Origin of the sequence: Nocardia mexicana NBRC 108244, assembly GCF_001613165.1 — a bacterium.
Taxonomy (GTDB): domain Bacteria; phylum Actinomycetota; class Actinomycetes; order Mycobacteriales; family Mycobacteriaceae; genus Nocardia; species Nocardia mexicana.
Map to the genome: position 1 here is coordinate 40418 of NZ_BDBV01000030.1, position 20672 is coordinate 61089.

The 20672-nt window shown below is 70.5% G+C and carries 18 protein-coding genes and 1 pseudogene; 3 read left to right on the top strand and 16 right to left on the bottom strand.

The window, feature by feature from the left end; genetic code table 11:
- Window positions 1-359: 359 nt before the first annotated feature.
- The 6 genes from NM1_RS12665 to NM1_RS12690 all read right to left on the bottom strand — a co-directional run bounded on the left by NM1_RS12665 (window position 360) and on the right by NM1_RS12690 (window position 6928).
- Window positions 360-1670: an RsmB/NOP family class I SAM-dependent RNA methyltransferase gene (locus NM1_RS12665; protein ID WP_068018679.1), complete on the bottom strand. Its 1311-nt coding sequence runs from the start codon at window positions 1668-1670 to the stop codon at window positions 360-362.
- Between the two features lie 326 nt (window positions 1671-1996).
- Window positions 1997-2920 carry a methionyl-tRNA formyltransferase gene (gene fmt / locus NM1_RS12670; protein WP_068018683.1) on the bottom strand — a complete coding sequence of 308 codons (924 nt, stop codon included), beginning with the start codon at window positions 2918-2920 and terminating at the stop codon, window positions 1997-1999.
- Window positions 2920-3510, bottom strand: a complete 591-nt coding sequence (gene def / locus NM1_RS12675; RefSeq protein WP_068018686.1) for a peptide deformylase — start codon at window positions 3508-3510, stop codon at window positions 2920-2922. Before def ends, fmt begins: the two co-directional genes overlap by 1 nt.
- A 77-nt stretch (window positions 3511-3587) precedes the next feature.
- Window positions 3588-4571: an esterase/lipase family protein gene (locus tag NM1_RS12680; RefSeq protein ID WP_068018689.1), complete on the bottom strand. Its 984-nt coding sequence runs from the start codon at window positions 4569-4571 to the stop codon at window positions 3588-3590.
- Between the two features lie 138 nt (window positions 4572-4709).
- A complete protein-coding gene (locus NM1_RS12685; RefSeq protein ID WP_068018691.1) occupies window positions 4710-5375 on the bottom strand; it encodes a PadR family transcriptional regulator in 666 nt (221 codons plus the stop codon).
- A gap of 125 nt (window positions 5376-5500) precedes the next feature.
- On the bottom strand, window positions 5501-6928 hold the full coding sequence (locus tag NM1_RS12690) for a carotenoid oxygenase family protein (protein WP_068018694.1): 1428 nt from the start codon (window positions 6926-6928) through the stop codon (window positions 5501-5503).
- A 70-nt stretch (window positions 6929-6998) separates the two neighbouring features.
- On the opposite strand from NM1_RS12690, the gene NM1_RS12695 reads away from it, so the two are divergent.
- The gene (locus NM1_RS12695) at window positions 6999-7694 is read left to right on the top strand and encodes a TetR/AcrR family transcriptional regulator (protein WP_068018697.1); all 696 of its coding nucleotides are present in this window, start codon (window positions 6999-7001) and stop codon (window positions 7692-7694) included.
- 48 nt (window positions 7695-7742) lie between these two features.
- Here the strand turns inward: NM1_RS12695 and NM1_RS12700 are convergent, their stop codons facing one another.
- Together NM1_RS12700 and NM1_RS12705 are read right to left on the bottom strand one after the other, a co-directional pair.
- Window positions 7743-8420, bottom strand: a complete 678-nt coding sequence (locus NM1_RS12700; protein WP_068018699.1) for a response regulator — start codon at window positions 8418-8420, stop codon at window positions 7743-7745.
- The gene (locus NM1_RS12705; RefSeq protein ID WP_068018701.1) at window positions 8417-9571 is read right to left on the bottom strand and encodes a sensor histidine kinase; all 1155 of its coding nucleotides are present in this window, start codon (window positions 9569-9571) and stop codon (window positions 8417-8419) included. Before NM1_RS12705 ends, NM1_RS12700 begins: the two co-directional genes overlap by 4 nt.
- Before the next feature lie 165 nt (window positions 9572-9736).
- On the opposite strand from NM1_RS12705, the gene NM1_RS12710 reads away from it, so the two are divergent.
- Together NM1_RS12710 and NM1_RS12715 are read left to right on the top strand one after the other, a co-directional pair.
- Window positions 9737-10420 (top strand): VC0807 family protein, encoded by a 684-nt coding sequence (locus tag NM1_RS12710; protein WP_068018704.1) that lies wholly within the window; start codon window positions 9737-9739, stop codon window positions 10418-10420.
- 30 nt (window positions 10421-10450) lie between these two features.
- A complete protein-coding gene (locus NM1_RS12715; protein ID WP_068018706.1) occupies window positions 10451-11623 on the top strand; it encodes an HNH endonuclease signature motif containing protein in 1173 nt (390 codons plus the stop codon).
- Between the two features lie 286 nt (window positions 11624-11909).
- Here NM1_RS12715 and NM1_RS12720 read toward each other — a convergent pair whose 3' ends face one another.
- From NM1_RS12720 to pyrF, 8 genes and pseudogenes are all read right to left on the bottom strand, one after another.
- Window positions 11910-12347 carry a DoxX family protein gene (locus tag NM1_RS12720; RefSeq protein WP_068018709.1) on the bottom strand — a complete coding sequence of 146 codons (438 nt, stop codon included), beginning with the start codon at window positions 12345-12347 and terminating at the stop codon, window positions 11910-11912.
- Window positions 12348-12499: 152 nt separating this feature from the next.
- Window positions 12500-15076: a primosomal protein N' gene (locus tag NM1_RS43550; RefSeq protein WP_211339389.1), complete on the bottom strand. Its 2577-nt coding sequence runs from the start codon at window positions 15074-15076 to the stop codon at window positions 12500-12502.
- Between the two features lie 79 nt (window positions 15077-15155).
- Complete coding sequence (gene metK, locus NM1_RS12735) at window positions 15156-16370, bottom strand: methionine adenosyltransferase (protein ID WP_084519521.1); 1215 nt, start codon at window positions 16368-16370, stop codon at window positions 15156-15158.
- Window positions 16371-16638: 268 nt separating this feature from the next.
- Window positions 16639-17865 (bottom strand): annotated as a pseudogene (gene coaBC, locus NM1_RS12740) (bifunctional phosphopantothenoylcysteine decarboxylase/phosphopantothenate--cysteine ligase CoaBC); the annotation flags it as partial.
- Between the two features lie 47 nt (window positions 17866-17912).
- Window positions 17913-18188 carry a DNA-directed RNA polymerase subunit omega gene (rpoZ, locus tag NM1_RS12745; RefSeq protein WP_040708326.1) on the bottom strand — a complete coding sequence of 92 codons (276 nt, stop codon included), beginning with the start codon at window positions 18186-18188 and terminating at the stop codon, window positions 17913-17915.
- Window positions 18189-18279: 91 nt separating this feature from the next.
- Window positions 18280-18861: a guanylate kinase gene (gmk, locus tag NM1_RS12750; protein WP_068018715.1), complete on the bottom strand. Its 582-nt coding sequence runs from the start codon at window positions 18859-18861 to the stop codon at window positions 18280-18282.
- Window positions 18862-18868: 7 nt separating this feature from the next.
- Window positions 18869-19186, bottom strand: coding sequence for an integration host factor, actinobacterial type (gene mihF / locus NM1_RS12755; RefSeq protein ID WP_068018717.1), 318 nt, complete (start codon window positions 19184-19186; stop codon window positions 18869-18871).
- A 602-nt stretch (window positions 19187-19788) separates the two neighbouring features.
- Window positions 19789-20613 carry an orotidine-5'-phosphate decarboxylase gene (pyrF, locus tag NM1_RS12760; RefSeq protein WP_068018720.1) on the bottom strand — a complete coding sequence of 275 codons (825 nt, stop codon included), beginning with the start codon at window positions 20611-20613 and terminating at the stop codon, window positions 19789-19791.
- Window positions 20614-20672 lie beyond the last annotated feature (59 nt).

Genomic DNA, 20672 nt, shown 5'->3' on the forward strand with positions numbered 1-20672 from the left:
TCCGGATGGAGCGTCACGTTCTGTCCACCTTTCCGATCGGCCCGCGTGCGCTGTACGTTGTCTCACGCCAGGGTTACCGATTCGCAAACTTCATGCTTACGGCGTCCCACGCTTCGCCGGGCAGGACGCGCCCCGGCCCATATGCGGCCGGTTTGCCCGCCTATTCTTCCAGGCTCGGGTTCACCGGGAGTTCAGGGCACGGTCGCGCGCTTTCCCCTGCATTAGGACGCTCGGAACCGACCAGCTGTTACAGGTGAGGCTGCGTGCGTTCGGTCACCGCTCTGGCACACGCTCGATTCCCACACCTCCCACGCGAGAACGAGCAGGGGGTGCGGGAACGTCGGCTCCGTTCGCCGCCGTCACTCGGGTTTGCGGAGGGCGGCCATGAACATGGCGTCGGTGCCGTGGCGGTGTGGCCACAGCTGGGCGGACGGGCCGTCGCCGAGGGCGGTGACACCGGGCAGCAGGTCGCGGGTGTCGAGTTGTTCGGCTCCGGTGCGCCGGACCAGGTCGCCGACCACCGCGACGGTCTCCGGCAGGTGCGGGGAGCAGGTGGCGTAGACGATCACCCCGCCGGGACGCAGCAGATCCCATGCCGCGCCGAGCAATTCGCGCTGGAGCACCGTCAGCTCACGGACATCGGCCGGAGTGCGGCGCCAGCGTGCCTCCGGGCGGCGGCGCAGCGCCCCCAGGCCCGTGCACGGCGCGTCGACGAGGATGCGGTCGTAGCCGGGCGCCAAGCCGCTGTCGCGGCCGTCCGTGACGTACACGCTCACCGGCAGCCCCGCGGTCGCCTTGCGCACCAGGTCGGCGCGGTGTTCGGCGGGTTCGACGGCGTCGACGCGGCCGCCGTCGATATCGGCGAGGGCGCCGAGCAGCGCGGCCTTGCCGCCGGGACCGGCGCACAGGTCCAGCCAGCGGCCGGCGTCGGGGCCGAGCAGCGGGGCGCGGGTGAGCGTCAGCGCCACCAACTGGCTGCCCTCGTCCTGGACCGCGGCCATGCCCTCGCGCACCGGCTCCAGCTTGCCGGGATCGCCGCCGTCGAGATACACCGCGTACGGCGACCAGCGGCCCTCCTCGCCGCCGGTGACCAGGGCCAGTTCCTCGGCGGTGATATCGCCGGGCCGGGCCACCAGGTGCACCGCCGGGCGCTCGTCGTCGGCGGCCAGCAGCGCGCGCAGTTCGTCGGCGTGGGCGCCGAGCGCATCCGCGAACGCCTGCGCGATCCAGGTCGGATGCGCGTATTCGAAGGCCAGGTGCCCCACGGGATCTCGCGGCGCCAGCCGGTCGACCCACTCCCCCGCGGTGCGCTCCCCGGCGCGGCGCAGCACGGCATTGACGAATCCGGCCTTGCCGCTGCCGAATTCGGCGCGGACCAGATCCACCGAGGTGTCCACCGCCGCATGCGCCCCCACCCGGGTGCGCAGCAGCTGGTACACGCCGAGCCGCAGCACATCCAGCAGCGGCCCGTCGATATCGGCGACCGCCCGCCCCGCGCAGTCCGCGATCACCGCGTCCAGCAGCCCGAGCGACCGGCACGCACCGTACGCCAGCTCGGTCGCGAACGCCGCATCCCGCGCCGCCAACCGCCGCTCCCGAAGCAACGACGGCAGAACGAGATTCGCGTACGCGTCGCGCTCCCGCACGGCCCGCAGCACATCCCGCGCCACTTCGCGTGGAGCATCGACACCCGAGTGCCGCCCGCCCTGCCGGGCCGCCCGGTCGCCTCCACCACCGGGTCGCCGACGGGCGTCTCGTTTCGTACGCTCGGAACGCGCCTCGCCTGGTTCCCGCGCCGCCGCACCGCGCGACGTCGACCGCCCTTGTCCCGCACGGTCGTTCGCACCGGCTCGGCCGCTCTTTCCCCGCCGCGAATCGCCGCCATCGACTGCCCGGCCGGTCTTCGCCCCCGCACTCCCCGAGGGGGCGCCGCGGCGGCTGCCCGGATTCGATTGCCCCGCACCGCTGTCCGAGCCCTCTCCCCGCGTCCGGCCGCTCACTCGACCACCGCGCCGGGCTGCAGGCGGGCGCCGCGGGCCCAGTCGAGGGCGGACATCATGCGTTTGCCTTGGGGCTGTACCTGATTCAGGCGCACGGCGGTGGTGGCGGTGCCGACGTAGACGCCGGTCTTGCGGACCTCGACCGCCCGCGGCGGCAGCGATTCCTCGACCAGCTCGACCGGGCCCAGCTTGAGGCGTCTGCCGTCCACCTCGGTCCAGGCGCCGGGGGCGGGCGTGACCGCCCGGATGCGGCGGCCGATCGCCAGCGCCGGCTGGTCCCACCGCACGTGCCCCACCTCCGCATCGATCTTCGGCGCGTACGACACGCCCTCGGCGGCCTGCGGAACGGCCTGCACGGTGCCGTCCTCGATGCCGTCCAGCGTCGATTCCAGCAGGCGCGCACCGGATTCCGCGAGCCTGCCCAGCAGCACCCCGGCGGTATCGGAGACCGCGATCTTCTCGGTGACGACGCCGTACACCGGGCCGGTGTCGAGGCCCTCCTCGATGCGGAAGGTGGCGGCACCGGTGATCTCGTCGCCGGACAGGATCGCCGCCTGCACGGGCGCCGCACCGCGCCAGGCCGGAAGCAGCGAGAAGTGCAGATTCACCCAGCCGTGCCGCGGAATGTCGAGCACCCGCCGCGGCAGCAGCGCACCGTAGGCCACCACGGGGCAGCAGTCCGGCGCCAGGGCGGTGAGCCGTTCGACGAAATCGGGCTCCGACGGCTTGGCGGGCGTCAGCACCTCGATGCCGTGCTCCTCGGCCAGCAGGGCGATGGGCGAGCGGGTCACCTTGCGGCCGCGTCCCGCGACGGCGTCGGGCCGGGTCACCACCGCGACGACCTCGTGCTGCGGCGATTCGATGAGACGGCGCAGCGACGGCACCGCGGGGTCGGGCGTGCCCGCGAAGACCAGGCGCATCAGTGGCCTCGTCCCGCCGACGCGGTCCGGGCGCCGGCCACTTCCGCGGCCGACATCACCGTCTTCCCGGCGGCGAACCACTCCGATTCGCGCACCGCGCGCATCGCCACCTTGCGGGTGGCCGCGTCCAGCCGGTCCAGGTACAGCACGCCGTCGAGATGGTCGGTCTCGTGCTGGACGCAGCGCGCCAGCAGGCCCTCGGCCTCGAATTCGACCGGGGCGCCGTCGATGTCGACGCCGCGCGCCACCACCCGCAGCGCGCGGGTGACGTCGTAGCGCAGCCCCGGGATCGACAGGCAGCCCTCCGTCCCCGTCTGCTCCTCCTCGCCGAGGACCTCGTAGGTCGGATTCACCAGGTGCCCGGCGCGGCGGGTACCGGGCCGATCGTTCCCGGCGGCGTTCGTGTCGTAGACGAACACGCGCAGGCCGACCCCGATCTGCGGCCCCGCCATCCCGACGCCACCGCTGCCGCGCATGGTGTCGGTCAGGTCGGTCACCAGCTGGCGCAGTTCCCTGTCGAAGGTGGTGACCTCGTCGGCGCGGGCGCGCAGAACGGGATCGCCGAACAGGCGAACGGGCTGGATGGTCACGAGCAACTCCCGGGCGAGAAGGTACGGTCGCCTCATTTTACGGAGCGCCCGGCGCGGATCCGCCCGGGTCGGCCCGATCAGGAGTGCGCGCCCAGGATCACCTCGGGAATTCCGGTCCCGAGCGGCACGAACCGGCACTCCGGCGGCGCCGCGCGCGCGGGATCGAGGACGTTGAGCAGCAACTGCTGCACGAGCGGGTCGTACACCAGGTGGAAGTGGCCGGTGAAATCGACCGGGCACACGTCCTGCAGCACGATGTTCTCCGCACCGGGACCCCGCAGCGCGATATTGGTGAACGGCTGGATCATCTCGTCGACCCGGCTGCCGATCGTCGTGTAGCGCACGCCGGGCACGGTGTCGCCGCCCGCGTTCAGCTCGATCATGAACGGCGAGCCCGCCGCCTGCTGTACCGCCGCCCGCGAGGTGACCTGCTCGAACGCCCACCACAGCCCCGGAATCGAATTCGCCAGCGGCACCAGCCCGAACATCACCCCGCCGTAGCTGGGCGAGGCGAGCCCGACCCACTGCCCCACCCGGTCGGCGCCGCCGAGCTTGTTGACGAAGTACCGGGTCACGTTGGCGCCCTGCGAGAAACCGACGAGATCGACGCGGGCCGCGCCGGTCGCCGCCAGCACCCGGTCGACGAAATCGCCGATCTGCCGGGCCGACAGCCACATGTCCTCGGTGCCGAAGCTGCGCACCGCGTCGGGTTTACCGCCGTAGTTCAGGGCGAAGACGCAGAATCCCGCCTGCACCAGGGCGGGTCCGATGGCCGACCAGTCCGAGTAGGCCGACGCGTCGGTGCCGTGTGCCAGTATCACCGGGCGCGGGTGCCGGGCACTCGGTCGGCACCCGAAATCGTTCGTACCCTCCGGGGTCGCCCCCGGATGGGCCTTGAGATACCAGGACGCCGACAGATGCTCCTCCTGCGGCGGGGCCGATTCGGTGGGCACCGCCGGTGGCCGGTATCCGGGCGGCAGGACCGGTTCGGCGCCGGCGGATGCCGCGCCCACCACGGTCCCGCCGCCCAGCACCAGCGCACAGACCAGCGCACCGGTCACCGCGGCATGCCGCCGTTGTGAAACCTCCCGAGGTCGTCGACCCCTCCGTTGTCCCATGCCACGAATCATTCCCCGAATCGCCGGGAAATATCCGCCCTGACACGGCTTCTCGTTGCGCGATCGGGACCATCGCCGCCGCTACTTCTCGGGGGCCTCGTCGTCGGCGAGGATCCGGTAGAGCGAGCGACGCGCCTCGGTGAGCACCTCGGCGGCCTTGCCGGCCTGCTCCGGCGTCCCGGCACGCGCCACCTGCGCGACCGCGCCCATCAGCTGGCCGACCAGTTCGCGCAGATCCAGCGCCTGATCGCCGACGCCGTCGCGGACCTCCTGCCAGGGATCGCCGAGTTCGTCGCGATGCTCCGCCACGTACTCGGTCCCGGCGTCGGTCAGCTTGGCGGTCTTGCGACCGGCGACCTTCTCGATGAGCACCAGGCCCTCGTCCTCGAGCTGCGAGAGCGCCGGGTAGATCGACCCCGGGCTGGGGCGCCAGACGTCCTCGCTGCGCTCGCGGATCTGCTGGATCAGCTCGTAGCCGTGCATCGGCCGCTCCTGCAGCAACAGCAGGATCGCCGCGCGGACATCGCCGCGCCGCCCCCGGCCGCCGCGACCGCGACCGCGGCCGAAGGGGCCGCCACCGGGGCCGAACCCGGGACCGAAGTCCGGGCCGAACGGGCCGAATCCGGGGCCGAAGCCGTGCGGACCGTGCCCGCCCCGCGGGTGCCGACGGAACTGTTCGCGGCCTCCGGGCCGCGGGCCACGCCGGAATCCCCGGCCGCCCCTCTCCATGTTCTCCATGTTTTCCATGACTGTGCCTCCTTCAGGCTCGTCTTCGGTTGATGTCATCAACGATATATCGGCAATGCATCTTCGACAAGCGTGAGGCATGACACAAACCGACCGGACCCTCCGGCCAGGCCCTCCGCGCGGCACTAACTGGACGGAACCCAATTGCCGTGGAAGCCCGCGGGCACACGATGGGGCAATGGAATGCTCGCGGCCGTCTCCAGGGTCTGGGCATCGAGGATCGCCAACTCGCTGCGGTCGGTCGGGGCGTCGTAGACGAAGCCCATCAGCACCCCGTCGTCCTCGGCGGCGTCGGGTGACGACGGCTCGAAGACGAACTCCCCCAGACTCTTTCCGGCGCCGAACGAGCGGGTGGCGGTCGTCCCGGTGAACAGATCGTGCTTGTACAGCGTCGCGGCGCCGTCCCCGTTCTCCCCGACCGCGGGCGCGTACCCGTAGCGGTGCCGCTTGCCGGTGCGACGCTCGTCCATCCGCGGGAACTCCTGGCTCCGATCGTCGAATCGGTGCTGCCGGACCTTTCCCGCGTTCAGGTCCACCTCCCAGCGATCCAGCGTGGGCGGGCCCTCGTTGGGGCCGAGCCGGTCGGTGTCGAACATCTTCGGATGCCGCACCACGTCCAGCACGATGGTGTCGCCGTCGTCGTAGGCGTTCAGCGGATGGAAGACGTAGCAGGGCTCGATATCGAACCACCGCACATCGGCGCTGCCGCCCGCACGTGGCATGACGCCGACGCGGGCCTGGTACTTCGGGTTCCAGGCGTAGGGCAGACGCCGGTCCTTGGCGGGCGAGACCTGTTTGGCCGCAGGTGGATTCGGCAGCCGGAGGCGGCCGATCACGGCCGACAGCAGCAGCCGCGCCGGCAGCCGCAGCCCGCGCGGCACCGCCATCTCGGCGGTGACCCGGGGGTCGACGGTGACGGGCAGGTCGTAGAGGATCACGTGGTTCTCGGTCAGCGAGAAGTCGTGCATCATCGGCGCGCCGCCGACCTCGATATCGACCGTGCGCTTCGCCCGGCCGTCCACGCCGATCACCGAGTACTGCACCATATTGCCGCCCCGGAACGAGTACGACACCGCATGCAGCTCACCGGTGTCGGGGTCGCGTTTCGGGTGGGCGGTGTATCCACCGCTGATCGTGCCGTCGAAATCGCAGAGGCCGACCGTATCGAGTTCCTCGGTCAGCTCGTAGCTCGGCAGTCCGGCCTCGACCAGCGCCAGGGTGCGACCGGCGTGGCCGATGACGTTCGTATTGGCGCCGACGCCCGGCGCGCGCACCAGCGGCGGTTCGCTCAACGCGGCGGACGTGGCCGGGCCCCGGACCCAGCGGTTGCGGTACCACTCGGCGACGCCGTCGCGGATGCGCACGCCGTGCACCATGCCGTCGCCGGAAAACCAGTGGTAGAGAGCGGGATCCAGCTCGCCGACCGGATTGGGGCCGTTGCGCAGATAGCGGCCGTCGAGGTGGTCCGGGATGGTCCCGATGACGGGAAGATCGGTGAGCGTGTGCTCCTGCTGGATCGGAGCGAACACCCCCGCGAGATAGCGATTGTCCATAAGGACTCCCCATGTAGGCATAACCAAGTTATGTTTCATACAATAACCGGGTTATGCAGAGGAGACAACGGTGAGTTCCCGGCAGCAGGGCACGACGCGACGCCGCGGCGCGGCCACGCGCGACCAACTGGTGGAGACCGGCCTGCAGCTGCTGGAGGAGGGCGGCCCCGAGGCGCTGCAGGCCCGGCGGGTGGCCGCGGCCGCCGGGGCCTCGTCGATGACGGTCTACACACATTTCGGCGGGATGACCGGACTGCTGGAGGCCCTTGCGGCCGAGGCGTTCACGCGATTCGGCGCGGCGCTGGCGGGCACCGCGCACACCGACGATCCGATCGCCGACTTCTTCGCGATGGGCTACGCCTATCACAGCTACGCGCTCGCCGCCCCGCAGCGGTATCGGCTGATGTTCGGCCTCACCGCACAGCAGGCCCAGCATCCCCTCGATCGCGATTTCACCGCCGCGCCCGTCTCCGACGCGGTCGGCGCGGAAACCTTCGAACACCTGGTCGGCGCGGTGCAACGCATGATCGACGGCGGTCAGCTGCACCCGGATTCCGCGCGCCCGGTGGCCGCACGGCTGTGGGCGCTGATGCACGGCGCGGTGATGCTGGAGGTCAGCGGCTACCTGGGACCCGAAGGCAACGGCGTCGCAACGGTTCTCGTCCCGGCGACCGTGGATCTGCTGGTCGGAATGGGCGCCGACCGGGCCGAGGTCGAGCAATCGCTGCAGCGGGCGATCGAGATGATCACCGGCAGTCAGCCCTAGTCGGAGGGCGTAGAGAGCACGGCGTAGTGCCGAGATACGGAGCGCCCGTTAAGGTTCGGCGAGGCCGTGGCGGTAGGCGTAGCGGACGGCGTCGGCACGATTGCGGGCGCCGATCTTGGCGAACGCGTTGTTGATATGCGTCTTCACGGTGGTCTCCCCGACGTACAGCGCGGCGGCGATCTCGGCGTTGCTCAGGCCCTGCCCGATCAGGCCGATCACCTCGACCTCGCGGCCGGTCAGGCCGCCGGGCCGTCCCGGCGCCTTCCGATCGGAGGACTCGTCGGAGCGCGACAGCGCGGCCACCAGGCGTTGCGATACCGTGGCGTCGAAGGTGGACTGTCCGGCTGCGGCCGCCCGGATGGCCGCCGCTATCTCCACCCGGCCCGCGTCCTTGGTGAGATAACCGCGCGCACCCGCCCGGAGCGCGGCCACGATCGACTCGTCGTCGGAATAGGTTGTCAAAACCAGAACCGCAGTGGCAGGGCGTGTTTCGATGATGCGCCGGGTCGCCTCGACACCGTCCAGCACGGGCATCCGCAGGTCCATCAGCACCACATCGGGGTACAGCTCGGCCACGGCGTCGAGCGCCTGTTCGCCATCACCGACCGCGCCGACCACCTGCACCTCGTCGACGAGTCCGAGCAGCGCGACCAGGCCTTCGCGCATCACCTGCTGGTCGTCCACCACCAGCACCCGGACCGGATCGCCGGGCTGCTGTCCGTTCATTCGGGCACCTCCGCCGTCACCAGCCAGCCGCGTTCGTCCGGGCCCGCGCGCAACGTGCCACCGACCAGTGCGATCCGCTCCCGCATACCGGTCAGACCATACCCACCAGAGGCATCGTCGCCGGTTGCCGTGCCCTGCACCGGGTTCCGCACCGATAACCGCACCCGCTCCGGCAGGAACGCCAGCGTCATGCTCACCGGTTGGCCGGGGGCGTGTCTGCCCGCATTGGTCAGCGCCTCCCGCGCGGCGCGCAGCAGCGAGACCGTCGCCGCCGGGCCGACCACCCGCGGTGCACCGTCGATCCGGAATTCGGCATCCAGGCGATGATCGCGCCGGTAGGTCTCGGCGAGTCGGCGCACCGCGTCGGGCAGTGGCGGTACATCGTCGCGCAGCGCGGCCACCGCGCCGCGCGCCTCGGCGAGCCCGTCGACAGCCAGCCGCCGCGACTGCCGCACTCGGGTGAGCGCTCCGTCGAGATCGCCCTTCTCACTCAGCAGCGCCTCGGCCACCTCCAACTGCACGCTGAGCGCGCCGAGCGAATGCGCCAGGACGTCGTGCATCTCGCGGGCGATCCGGGCCCGCTCGTCCAGCGCGGCCGCGCGTGCGTGCTCGTGCTGGGCGTGGCGCGTCTGCTCCAGCAGCTGTTCGGTCTGCCGGACCCGGATCCGGTATTGGCGCCGAGACAACCCCAGCAGCAGCACGATCAGCAGGATTCCCGAGTACGCGGCAAGCGCCGTCGCCGTCCGCCCGGCCAGCAGAAGGCTCCCGGCGAGGACGGCGACGGTGGCGACGAAGACACCCGCGATCACCGCGACACGCAGGACCACATGCTCCGCGACAACGCTGATCGCCGCGCACAGCAGGACCAGCGCCGACGAGTCCGGCGCGGGTCCGCACGCGGCCGCCGCCACCACCGTGCAGACCGCCATCGCGGCCAGTGACAACCGCGGACGCCGACGGCTGTAGACGGCGTAGACCATCCAGCAGGCGTACGCCGCCCCGAGCATCACCCACAGCCACACCGCGATCGGGGAATGGTGGTTGAACACCACGTTCACCCCGAGCAGCGCCGCGCCCACGATCCGCATGAGCGGGCCGGATTCCACATCCCCGCCCAGCAGCGATCGACCGACCCGCCGCAGCCGCTCCATCGCACTCCTCCTCTCCGGGTATCTCAGCATTCTTGCCTCCCCCGCGGGAGGGCGATTCGGCCCCCGGGTGGAGATCGTCTTCTCCACCCGCGCGCCGAGGTGGACGGGCCGGGTGCGCGATTAGCGTTCCGAACGACCAGCTTCCGCGTCCGAGGAGAGTGCCCGATGACCGAAACCGCAGTACTGCCAAGCCCTTCCGAATCCCGGCCGAGCTCGAGCAGAGCACGGAACCTGCTGTTCACGGCGACCGCAATCGGGCTGTCGCCCGCGGTCTTCTACGTGCTCCTCGCACGCGGCTCCACCGAATTCGTCGCCCTGCTGTGGTCGACGATCGCGGCCGCGCTGTGGATGATCGGCGCCGCGGGGTTCCAGCGCCGGATCGATGGGCTCGCCACCTTCGCTTTCTGCCTCAACGCACTCGGGCTGGCGCTGGCGCTGCTGGGTGGTGACGACCGCATGATGCTCATCAAGGAGCCCGTGACGTCCGCGGTGATCAGCGTCCTGCTGCTGGCCAGTTGCGTGGTCGGCCGACCGGCCATGTTCGGCCTGGCGCAGCGCCTGCACGCCCCCGGACGGGAGCAGGAGCAGCAATGGAATACGCTGTGGCACAGCGATTCCGAGATCCGGCGGGCATTCTCGAGGTCGACGATGGTGTGGGCGGCCGGGCTCGCCGTCGACGCGATCGTGCGGCTGCTGCTGATCTTCACCCTGCCGGTCTCGGCCGCCGTCGGACTGATGAATCCGGTGCAGTGGGCCATCATCGGCCTGCTGGCGCTCTACACCTTGCGCGGCCGTCGCCGCATCGATGTCAAGGCCCGGCTGGCGCGGCTCACACCCGCGACGGCATGAGCGCATTGGCCTCGTGTAAGGGGTGCGGGAATGAACTTGTTGCTCGCTGCGTTGGAGCCGCGCATCGCCGCCTACGCCGAAACGGCCGACCCGGCCCGGTTGAAGCGCACCATCCGCCGCTGGATACTCGAGGCCGACCCGGCCAGAGAAGCGAAGCGGCGCAAGCAGGCCGAGCACGACCGCTATGTCCACGTCACAGCGCATGACAACGGAACGGCCCTGGTCGATGCGGTCCTGCCCGCCGCTGGCGGGCAAACCCTCTACGAGCGCCTGCGCGAAATGGCGAATACGCACTGCTGCACCAACGATCCCCGCACCAGCGGGCAACGCCGCGCCGATGCCCTGGTCGCCCTGGCCGACGGCTCCGGACGACTGCTTTGCCAGTGCGGCCGCCCTGCCTGCCCCCACGTCGATACCCCCGCGGACGAGCCCCGCACCCCGCTGATCCAGGTCGGGGTATCAGCAGAGACTTTGGCCGGACTGCAGGACAATCCGGCCCTGCTCGCCGGTTTCGGAGCCATCGACGCCGACCTGGCCCGCCAACTCGCCCGCCACGCCCGCTACCAAATCTTCCCCGAACCCGAAGCCACCAGCCTGAACCATGCTGGCACCGAACCGGTCCGCGCGAAAACCGGCCAACCGGCGAAAGCCGCCGATTCCCGAAACGGTAAGGCCGAGTTGCGGTATCGGCCCGGTGCGCGGCTGGCTGCACTGGTCCGGGCTGTCGATGGTGCCTGCCGGGCGCCCGGATGCCAGACTCCCGCCGCCGCTACCGATCTCGACCATCACATCCCGTTCAATCATGCCGACCCCGCCCGTGGTGGTCGCACTGCCGAGGCCAATCTCAGCTGCCGTTGCCGCCGACACCACCGGTCGAAGACTCTCGCCGACAACGACGCCAATGGATGGCGCGTCCGCCAGCATCCCGGTCGTCGCCACGAATGGCTCACGCCCACAGGCGAATCGGCCACTACCGAGCCCGAGGGTGCCGATTATCTGTTCCCACGCGAGTCTGTCGCGCCGACAGCCGTCGTCGATATCGCCGCCCCCGACAAGTACGCCCGCTCCCCGATAGACGGCAGCTCTATCGAATCCGAACTTCGGGACTGGGTCCATGCCCACGTTCCACCCGGCCAACGACGCCAACCGCTCGCGGCACCGGAGGCACTCATGGCGAATTCGGATCGGCCGCCACCGTTCTGACTGCGGTGCCACGCAAACGGCCTCGCCCGGAACTTGTTCGGGGAGAGGCCGTTTCGCTAATCGTTATCAGACCGTACTGCGTCTCGCAATGGGGCGATCGGTGGTCAGGCAAATGACGCGGAAGAAGGCGACACGCCGTGCGCCGCAATGGTGTTTCGAAATTCGAGCGGGCACCGCAGAAATGGCTCGGTGCGGATCGGTCGCCGCCAACCCGGCGATCGATCCGAGAACGCACGACAGGCGATCGGTGGATAACCACCGATCGCGGGTCGTGATTATGGAATTGTCACCGCGACAGGGAGTTGCGCAGATCGCCGACGGTGGCGCGGCGCTCGTAGGCGATCCACGCGAAGATCGCGGCGAGCACCAAGGGGAAGATCCCCATGGCGGGCTTGTCGGCGATGAAAGCCTGTGTCCCGGCGGCGAGCACGGTGAGCACGGACAGACCCGCGGCGGCCAGGGCGCTGAGCCGCGGCACCATCAGACCGATACCGCCCGCGACCTCCACCACTCCGATGAAGATGAGCAGACCGATGGGGATGGTCAGGTTCTCGGGGGCGTTGTCCATCAGGGTATTCGGCATCACGAGCTTCGGCCCGCCGGAGGCGATGATGAAGAAGAGGCCGAGCAGGATCTGCAGGGTCCACAGCACGCGGTTGCGGACCTTACCCGGACGGTAGGTGGCATCGTCGGAGAAGTTGGCGGCGGGGTTGGCGGTAGTCATTTCTGGTCCTCCTGGTTGGTCGCGCCGGGTTGGAAGCGCGTTCAAGGGATAGGACGGAGCATCCTCCGAGAACTCATCGCTGCCCGCGAAAATTGCCGGAACCGGCCGGGCCGCATGCTCGCCGCGCGGTCGGCGGGGCGCCTCGCCGCTCGTCAGCCGATGTCGACGGGATCGATCTGCACCCGCAGCGGCGCGTCGGAGCGGTGGGTGCTGCGGACGGCCTGCGCGGCGGCGAGGGCGCGGGACAGGGCCCCGCCCGAGCGGCGGTCCGCGCGGAGGATCATGCGCTCGACCTCCGCGGGGGAATCGCCGGAGGAGAACGGTTTCCGGGCTCCCGGGGGCAGTGGCACCGGGCCGAGGACCTCCACGTCGCCGGGAAGCTTTGCCTCGCCGAGCAATTCGGCGATGGAGTCGGTGGTGCCGTCGATCGCGGCGAACCGCACGGCGGGCGGGAAGCGGACCTCGGTGCGGGCGTCGAGTTCGAACACCGCGTGGGTCACCGGATCCCAGCGCACCAGGGCCTGCACCGTGGGCAGCGAGGGCTCTGCCATCACGATGACCTGGCCGCTGGAGCGGACCAGCGTGGCCGCGGACATCCAGCGGCGCAGCGCATCCTCGGCCGCGCGCAGGTCCGCGCGGCCCAGCAGCGCCCAGCCGTCGAGCAGCAGGGCCACGCCGTAGCCGCCCGGCGCCGCCGGTTCGGCCCCGATGGTCGCGACCACGACCTGCGGCTCGTCGGGCACCTCGTCCAGCACCGACGCACCGCCGGAGCCGCGGATCGGCACGCCCGGGAAGGCTCGGCCGAGTTCCTCCGCCGTCCGCGCCGCCCCGATCACCACCGCACGCAATGCCCTCGAACCACACGACCCACACCGGAACACCGGCTCGGTCTTGCCACACCACCGGCAGCTCGGACTGTGCGCGACCTCCCCGGAAGCACTGCGCGACAAGGCAACCCCGAGTTCACGAGCGGAGCCGGAACGCACAGGCCCGGCGTCGCCCCGCCCCGGCGTGCGCGATTCTCCGGCACCGTGCCCGCCGTAGGTACCGTTGTTCGCACCAGGCGCTCCCCCTTGCCCGGTGTCCGCCGCCCGCTGGGCGTCTCGGCCAGCCCGCCGCCGCGACACCGCATCGCCCGTGGCCTCCTGTCCGGAGCCCGCCCCTGCCCTCTGGCTGCCGCGATTACGGTGTGCCGCACCGGCTGTGGCGGCGTTGCCGTCCGGCAGCGCCAACGGGCCGTTGCAGTGGCGGCAGCGCGCCGGGGTCCGGCATTTCGCGCAGGACAGGGCGGGGACGTATCCGCGGCGCGGCACCTGGACCAGCACGGACTCGCCCGCGGCCAGCGCCTTGCGGGCCGCGGTGAACGCCACCGCGGGGATCCGCACGGCACGCGCCACCGGATCCCGTTCCAGCGCGACGTCGCTGTCGCCGGGCGCGCTGATACGGGGCGCGCACTGCCGCACGACGGCCCGGTCGGCGATCAGGTCGTGCGCCCACCCGGATTCGACCACCGCCTGGATCTCGGCCGTCCGCGAGAACCCTCCGGCGACGAAGGCCGCACCCGTCTCGTGCGCCCGCAACATCGCCACCTCCCGCGAATGCGGGTACGGCGACCGCGGCTCGCCGTACATATCGTCCCCGTCGTCCCAGATCGCGAGCAGCCCCAGATCCTGGGCGGGCACGAAAACCGCACTCCGCGTGCCGATCACGACCCGCGCAGTGCCCCGCAGCACCGCCAGCCACCGCCGATACCGCGCCGCGGGACCGAGACCAGCGGCGAGCCCGACGGCCGCCTCCCCCACCAGTTCGGCGCAGGCCGCCGCCACCCGATCCAGATCTCGCTGGTCGGGCACGATCAGCACCGCGCTGCGCCCACTCGACACGACCACGGCCGCCAACTCCGCCAGCCGCCGCGCCCAATCCTCCCCCGGCACCGCCTGCCACGCCGCCCGCGGCCCTTTCCCGTGCGCCAGCGCACTCAGGAACGAGGAGCCGTGCCGGTACCTTTCCCAGGCGGGGTACTGCGAGAGATCAACGGGCACAGTAGAACTCGCCCCCGCCACCGGCTCGGAGTCGCCGTCGGCGATCCCTGATTCACGGACGTCTGTCGAACCACCGGCGACCATCTCCTCCGGCGGAGCCGACAACGGAACGTCCCGCACGGACTGCGATGAATCTTCGTCGACCCCAGCCATATTCGCCGCCCCATCCGCAGGAATTTCCGGCGTGCTTGTGGCCGGAATCTTCCCGCTGTGGATTCCGGCCACACGCATGCCGGAAATAGAGTCGGCATCGGAGATCTGCGCGGCCTCATCCGGATTCGGCTCGGCGGTGGGCACCGAGTGCCCGATCCGGGCGGCCTCGGCATCGTCCGAACCGCCGCTGTCGCCCGAATCCTTCTGCGCGCGTGGCTTTTCCGCCTCCACCTTGGCGTGCCGGGGTGGGATGGCCAGGCGCAGGACGTCGGCTCGGGTTCCCGCGTAGCGGGCCGCGACGGCGGTGACCAGGCGCAGGATCTCCGGCGTCAGCACCCGCTCGCCGGAGACCACGCGCTCCAGGCGCATCAGTTTCCCGGTGTGGTCGGTCTTCTCCAGCCGGTCCAGGACGAAACCGTCGATCAGGCGGCCCGAGAAACGCACACGGACGCGCACACCCGGTTGGGCGAGCGCGTCCATGTCCGCGGGGACCAGGTAGTCGAAATCCCGGTCCAGATGTGCCGGTTCCAGCATCGGCAGCACCCGCGCGATGGGGCGCGCCACCGGTGCGTCGGCTGGCGCTTCGGGCCCGGCCTCGGTCAATGGCAGCCGATCACAACCCTGCCGCGGCGCGCAGCTTGTCGGCCCGATCGGTGTTCTCCCAGGGCAGGTCGACGTCGGTGCGGCCGAAGTGGCCGTAGGCGGCGGTGGGTGCGTAGATCGGGCGGAGCAGGTCGAGATCGCGAATGATCGCACCCGGGCGCAGATCGAACACCTCGGCGATGGCCGCCGAGATCTTGGTCGGATCGATCGTCTCGGTGCCGAAGGTCTCCACGAACAGTCCGACCGGGGCGGCCTTGCCGATGGCGTAGGCGACCTGCGCCTCGACCCGCTCGGCCAGCCCGGCGGCGACGACATTCTTGGCGACCCAGCGCATGGCGTAGGCGGCCGACCGGTCCACCTTCGACGGATCCTTACCGGAGAAGGCGCCGCCGCCGTGGCGGGCCATGCCGCCGTAGGTGTCGACGATGATCTTGCGCCCGGTCAGCCCGGCATCGCCCATCGGGCCGCCGAGCACGAACTTGCCGGTCGGGTTCACCAGCAGCCGGAAGTCGGAGGTGTCGAACGGTTCGGGCAGCTCCAGGTCGGCCAGCACCGAGTCCACGACCTTCTCGCGGATATCAGGCGACAGCAGATTGTCCAGATCGATATCGGCGGCGTGCTGGGTGGAGACGACCACCGTGTCCAGCCGGGCCGGCTTGTCGCCGTCGTATTCGATGGTGACCTGGGTCTTGCCGTCGGGCCGCAGATAGGGCAGCACGCCGGACTTGCGGACCTCGGTCAGCCGCCGCGACAGCCGGTGCGCCAGCGCGATCGGCAGCGGCATCAGCTCCGGGGTCTCCTTGGTGGCGAAGCCGAACATCAGGCCCTGATCGCCCGCGCCCTGGCGCTCGATCTCGTCGTCGGAGCCGCCGACCCGGGCCTCGTGCGAGGTGTCCACGCCCTGGGCGATATCGGGCGACTGGGCGCCGATCGCGATGTTCACGCCGCAGGAGTTTCCGTCGAAACCCTTTGCGGACGAGTCGTATCCGATCTCGAGCACCTTCTCGCGGACGATCTTCGGGATATCCGCGTAGGCCGAGGTGGTCACCTCACCGGCGACATGCACCTGGCCGGTCGTCACCAAGGTCTCGACCGCTACTCGGCTGCGGGGGTCCTGCGCGAGCAGCGCGTCGAGGACGGAATCGCTGATGGCATCACAGATCTTGTCCGGATGACCCTCGGTCACGGACTCGCTCGTGAATAGCCGGCTACCGGACGTGCGCACAGTTCTTCCCTCTCCCTCAACGGGTCTTCGTACCGGGTTGCGACAGTAACGAACTCGCGCCGCCGCGCAACCCTTTGTCTCAGACTATTCCAAACCACCGACGCGGTGCGGTCCCGGTGACCGCGCGGCGCCGCTACCAGCGGCTACCGCCCGTCACTACCCGCTACCGCCTCCACAGGGCTCCGTTTTGGCAGTCGGTGCAACTTCGCGCGTAATGCCATTGTGCACTGCGCGCGTCTTTGCATACTAGGCCGAAACCGTTTGCGTCTCAGCGCAACAGCGGTCCCAGCGCATCCAGTACGCGGCTGGCCAGCAACAACTTCGACCCGTGGTCGAGAGACTGTTCGGTACCGTCGGCGCCGAGCAGCCAGCCGTCGTTGTTGTCCACCTCGAACGCCTTGCCCTCGCCGACCGCATTGACCACGAGCAGGTCGCAGCCCTTGCGCTCGAGCTTGGCGCGCGCGTGGGTGAGCACATCGCCGTGCTCGTCCCCGGTCTCCGCAGCGAATCCGACGATCGCCAGCCCGGGCAGGCGGCCGTCGCGCCGGGCCTGCACGAGGCCCGCCAGGATGTCGCGGTTCTTGGTGAGATCGATCCGGTCGGGTTCCCCCGCGCCCTTCTTTATCTTGGCGGCGGCGACGTTGGTGGGCCGGAAGTCGGCCACCGCCGCCGCCATGATCACCGCGTCGGCCCCGACGGCGTGCTTATCGATCGCGACGCCCAGCTGCTCGGCGGTGGTCACATGCTCCATCTCCACCGAGGCCGGTGGCTCCAGGGCGATCGTATTGCCGACGACCAGCGTGACGTGCGCGCCGCGCTGGGCGGCCAGCCGGGCCAGGGCGAAGCCCTGCTTCCCCGAGCTGCGGTTGCCGAGGAATCGCACCGGATCCAGCGGTTCGCGCGTGCCGCCCGCCGACACCACGATGCGGCGGCCCTCCAGATCACGCGGGATGGCATCGGTGCGCTCAAGCAGCAGCGAGGCCAGCGCGAATATCTCCTCGGGCTCGGGCAGGCGACCCGGGCCGGTGTCGGCGCCGGTCAGCCGGCCCGCGGCGGGCTCCATGACGATCGCGCCGTGCGAACGCAGGGTCGCGACGTTCGCGGCCGTCGCCGGGTGCTCCCACATCTCGGTGTGCATGGCCGGGGCGAACAGCACCGGACATCGCGCGGTGAGCAGCGTGGCCGTGAGCAGGTCGTCGGCGCGGCCCATGGCCGAGCGCGCCATCAGGTCGGCCGTCGCCGGGGCGATCACCACCAGGTCGGCCTCCTGGCCGAGGCGCACGTGCGGCACCTCCGGCACATCGGCGAACACGCCGGTATTCACCGGGTTGCCCGACAGCGCCTCGAACGTGGCCTTGCCGACGAACTGCAACGCCGACTCGGTGGGAATCACCCGGACGTCGTGCCCGGTCTCGGTGAACTTGCGAACGAGCGAGCATGCCTTGTAGGCGGCGATTCCGCCGCCCACGCCGACAACGATCCGCATATGTCTAGCCTCTTCGGTCCGGTGGAGGTGGGCGGCGGGGGCGGTGCGCCCCTACGTCACTCGCCTTCGGAGTGCTCGAGCAGGTCGGAGTGGATCTCGCGCATCGCCACCGACAGCGGCTTCTCCTGCAGGCCCGGCTCGACCAGCGGACCCACGTACTCGAGGATGCCGTCGCCGAGCTGGTTGTAGTAATCGTTGATCTGGCGCGCCCGCTTGGCCGCGTAGATGACCAGCGCGTACTTGGACGACGTGCGCTCGAGAAGCTCGTCGATCGGCGGGTTGGTCAGGCCCACCGGGGTGTCGTACGCGGGCACGGTCTTGGTGTCGCTCACTAGTGAGGCTCCTGCGGGTCGTGGTGGAAATCCAGCCGGTTGCGAGCATCGGGCGGGCCCCGGCGCGGCCGGGGCGACGAATCGGCCGCCCTTATCTCGAATTTGTGCTAACGAACAACGATACCAACTGCTCACAGGCACTGGTCAGGTCGTCGTTCACGATCACGGTGTCGAACTCGTCACACGCCGCGAGTTCGGTTCTTGCGGTCTGCAGGCGACGCTCGATCACCTCGGGCGATTCCGTGCCGCGCCCGGTCAGCCGCGCCACCAGCTCGTCCCAGCTGGGCGGAGCCAGGAAGACCAGCACGGCCTCCGACGTCGCCGCCCGGATCTGCCGCGCCCCCGCCAGATCCACCTCCACGAGCACCGGTTTACCGGCGGCGACCGCCGCGCGGACCGGTGCGGCCGGGGTGCCCGACCGCTGCAGGCCGCCGTGGATATCGGCCCACTCCAGCAATTCCCCCTGTTCGATCATGGTGTCGAACTCGGCCCTCGTCACGAACCGGTAGTCGCGGCCGTCGACCTCCCCGGGCCGGGGGGCCCGGGTGGTGGCCGACACACTGAAGACCAGGTCCGGCAGCCGCTCGCGGACACACCGGACCACAGTGGACTTGCCGACGGCCGAGGGGCCGACCAGTACTACCAGCCGACCCTTCTGCGTGTGCTCGACCACCCTCGGATCAGGCTTGGTCGAACTTCGCCAGCAACGCCTTGCGCTGGCGGTCGCCCAGGCCCCGCAGACGGCGGGTCGGTGCGATCTCCAGCTCGCTCATGATCTCCGCCGCCTTGACCTTGCCGACCTTGGGCAGGGCCTCCAGCAGCGCCGACACCTTCATCTTGCCCAGAACCTCATCGGTCTCGGCATCCTTCAGGACCGTCTTCAGGTCGGTGCCGCCACGCTTCAGGCGCTCCTTGAGCTCTGCCCGAGCGCGGCGAGCGGCAGCCGCCTTCTCCAAAGCAGCGGCGCGCTGCTCGTCAGTCAGCTGGGGAAGGGCCACGGTTCCTCCGTCTCATCGTTCATTGCTTCATCTCCCGCCGGTAACCCGGCGGTCTGTGCGACCGTACCCACGCGGCGTGCCGATTGCGAACCCACCCCCCAGGTCAGCGCCGGATTCGGGCACGGTAGCGGCCGTGCGGACGCCCCCTCGGACTCGATTCCGCCGGTTGCGCAGATCCTACCGCCGAATTCGTCCGCAGCCTCGTGGCCTGCGGTTTTCATCGCCGTAACCGGGCAAATGACCGGTTCGGCGACGGACTCGAGGCGTCGTAATCCACCCGTTATCCCACGACCAGGACTTTTCTGGATTTTTCGGCGTGTCGCACGTTTTCGACCCCGCGTGTCGCGTTTCTGAGCCCGCTCGGGAGTCGCGACCGAGTACTGGTCGTCCGCTCACAGACGCCCCGCGCGGGCCCCCGAAAGGGTCGCCAACAGCGGTAAACACAGGCATGTAGTTTCCGGCCCAGCACGGCGGGCGGGACGCGTAGCGGGGCTCAGGCGCGAGACCGATCGGTCTCGTCCAGCGCGAGCCCGCCGACCGGGCAGTTGTCGCAGCGTGGAGGGAATGGGCGAGGTCCGGCGCCGACCACGGCGCCGGATCCCTCAGTTCTGCAGGAACGCGAATGCGTCGGTGAGTTCCTTGGTGCGCGAGCGCAGCGCCTCCACCGCGGGCCCCGCGGCGAGCACCTCGCGGGATACGGCGGGCACGGCCGCGGCGAAGCTGTCGCGCGGCACGAGCGCCCGGACGGATTCGGGCCCGCCGCCCTGCGCCCCGACGCCGGGCATCAGAATCGGGCCGTTGAGCAGGCCCAGGTTCGGGACCTCGTCGAGGGTCGCGCCGACGACCACGCCGACCGAACCGAAGGCGGCGCCGACATTGCGGACCGCCGCGTCGTCGACGACGGACTGGGCGATCGTTCGCCCGTCGGCCGCCGTGATCCGCTGCAGCTGCGCGGCCTCCGGATTCGAGGTGGCCGCGAGCACGAACACGCCGCGGTCGTTGGCCGCCGCCAGCTCCAAAGCCGGTGTGAGCGAACCGAATCCGAGATACGGCGAGACCGTTACCGCATCGCTGCCGAGCGGGCCGTCACCGAGCCACGCCGCGGCGTAGGCGGCCATCGTGGAACCGATATCGCCGCGTTTGGCGTCGGCGAGCACCAGGGTGCCCGCCTCGCGCAGCGCGGCGATCGTGTCCTCGAGAACCATGAAACCGCCCGAACCGTAGGCCTCGAAGAACGCCACCTGCGGTTTGACCAGGGCCACCTCGCCGGCGAAGGCGTCGACGCAGGTATCGGCGAAGCGCTTGAGGCCGTCCAGGTCCTCGGTCAGCCCCCAGGCGCGCAGCAACGGCGGATGCGGGTCGATGCCGACGCACAGCGGGCCGCACCGGCCCATCGCCTCGCGCAGCCGAACACCGAACGAGGTCACCGCGTCACCGCGGCGAGCCGCGCATCCGCCCCGGCGGCGAGCCGCACGTCCATTCCCGC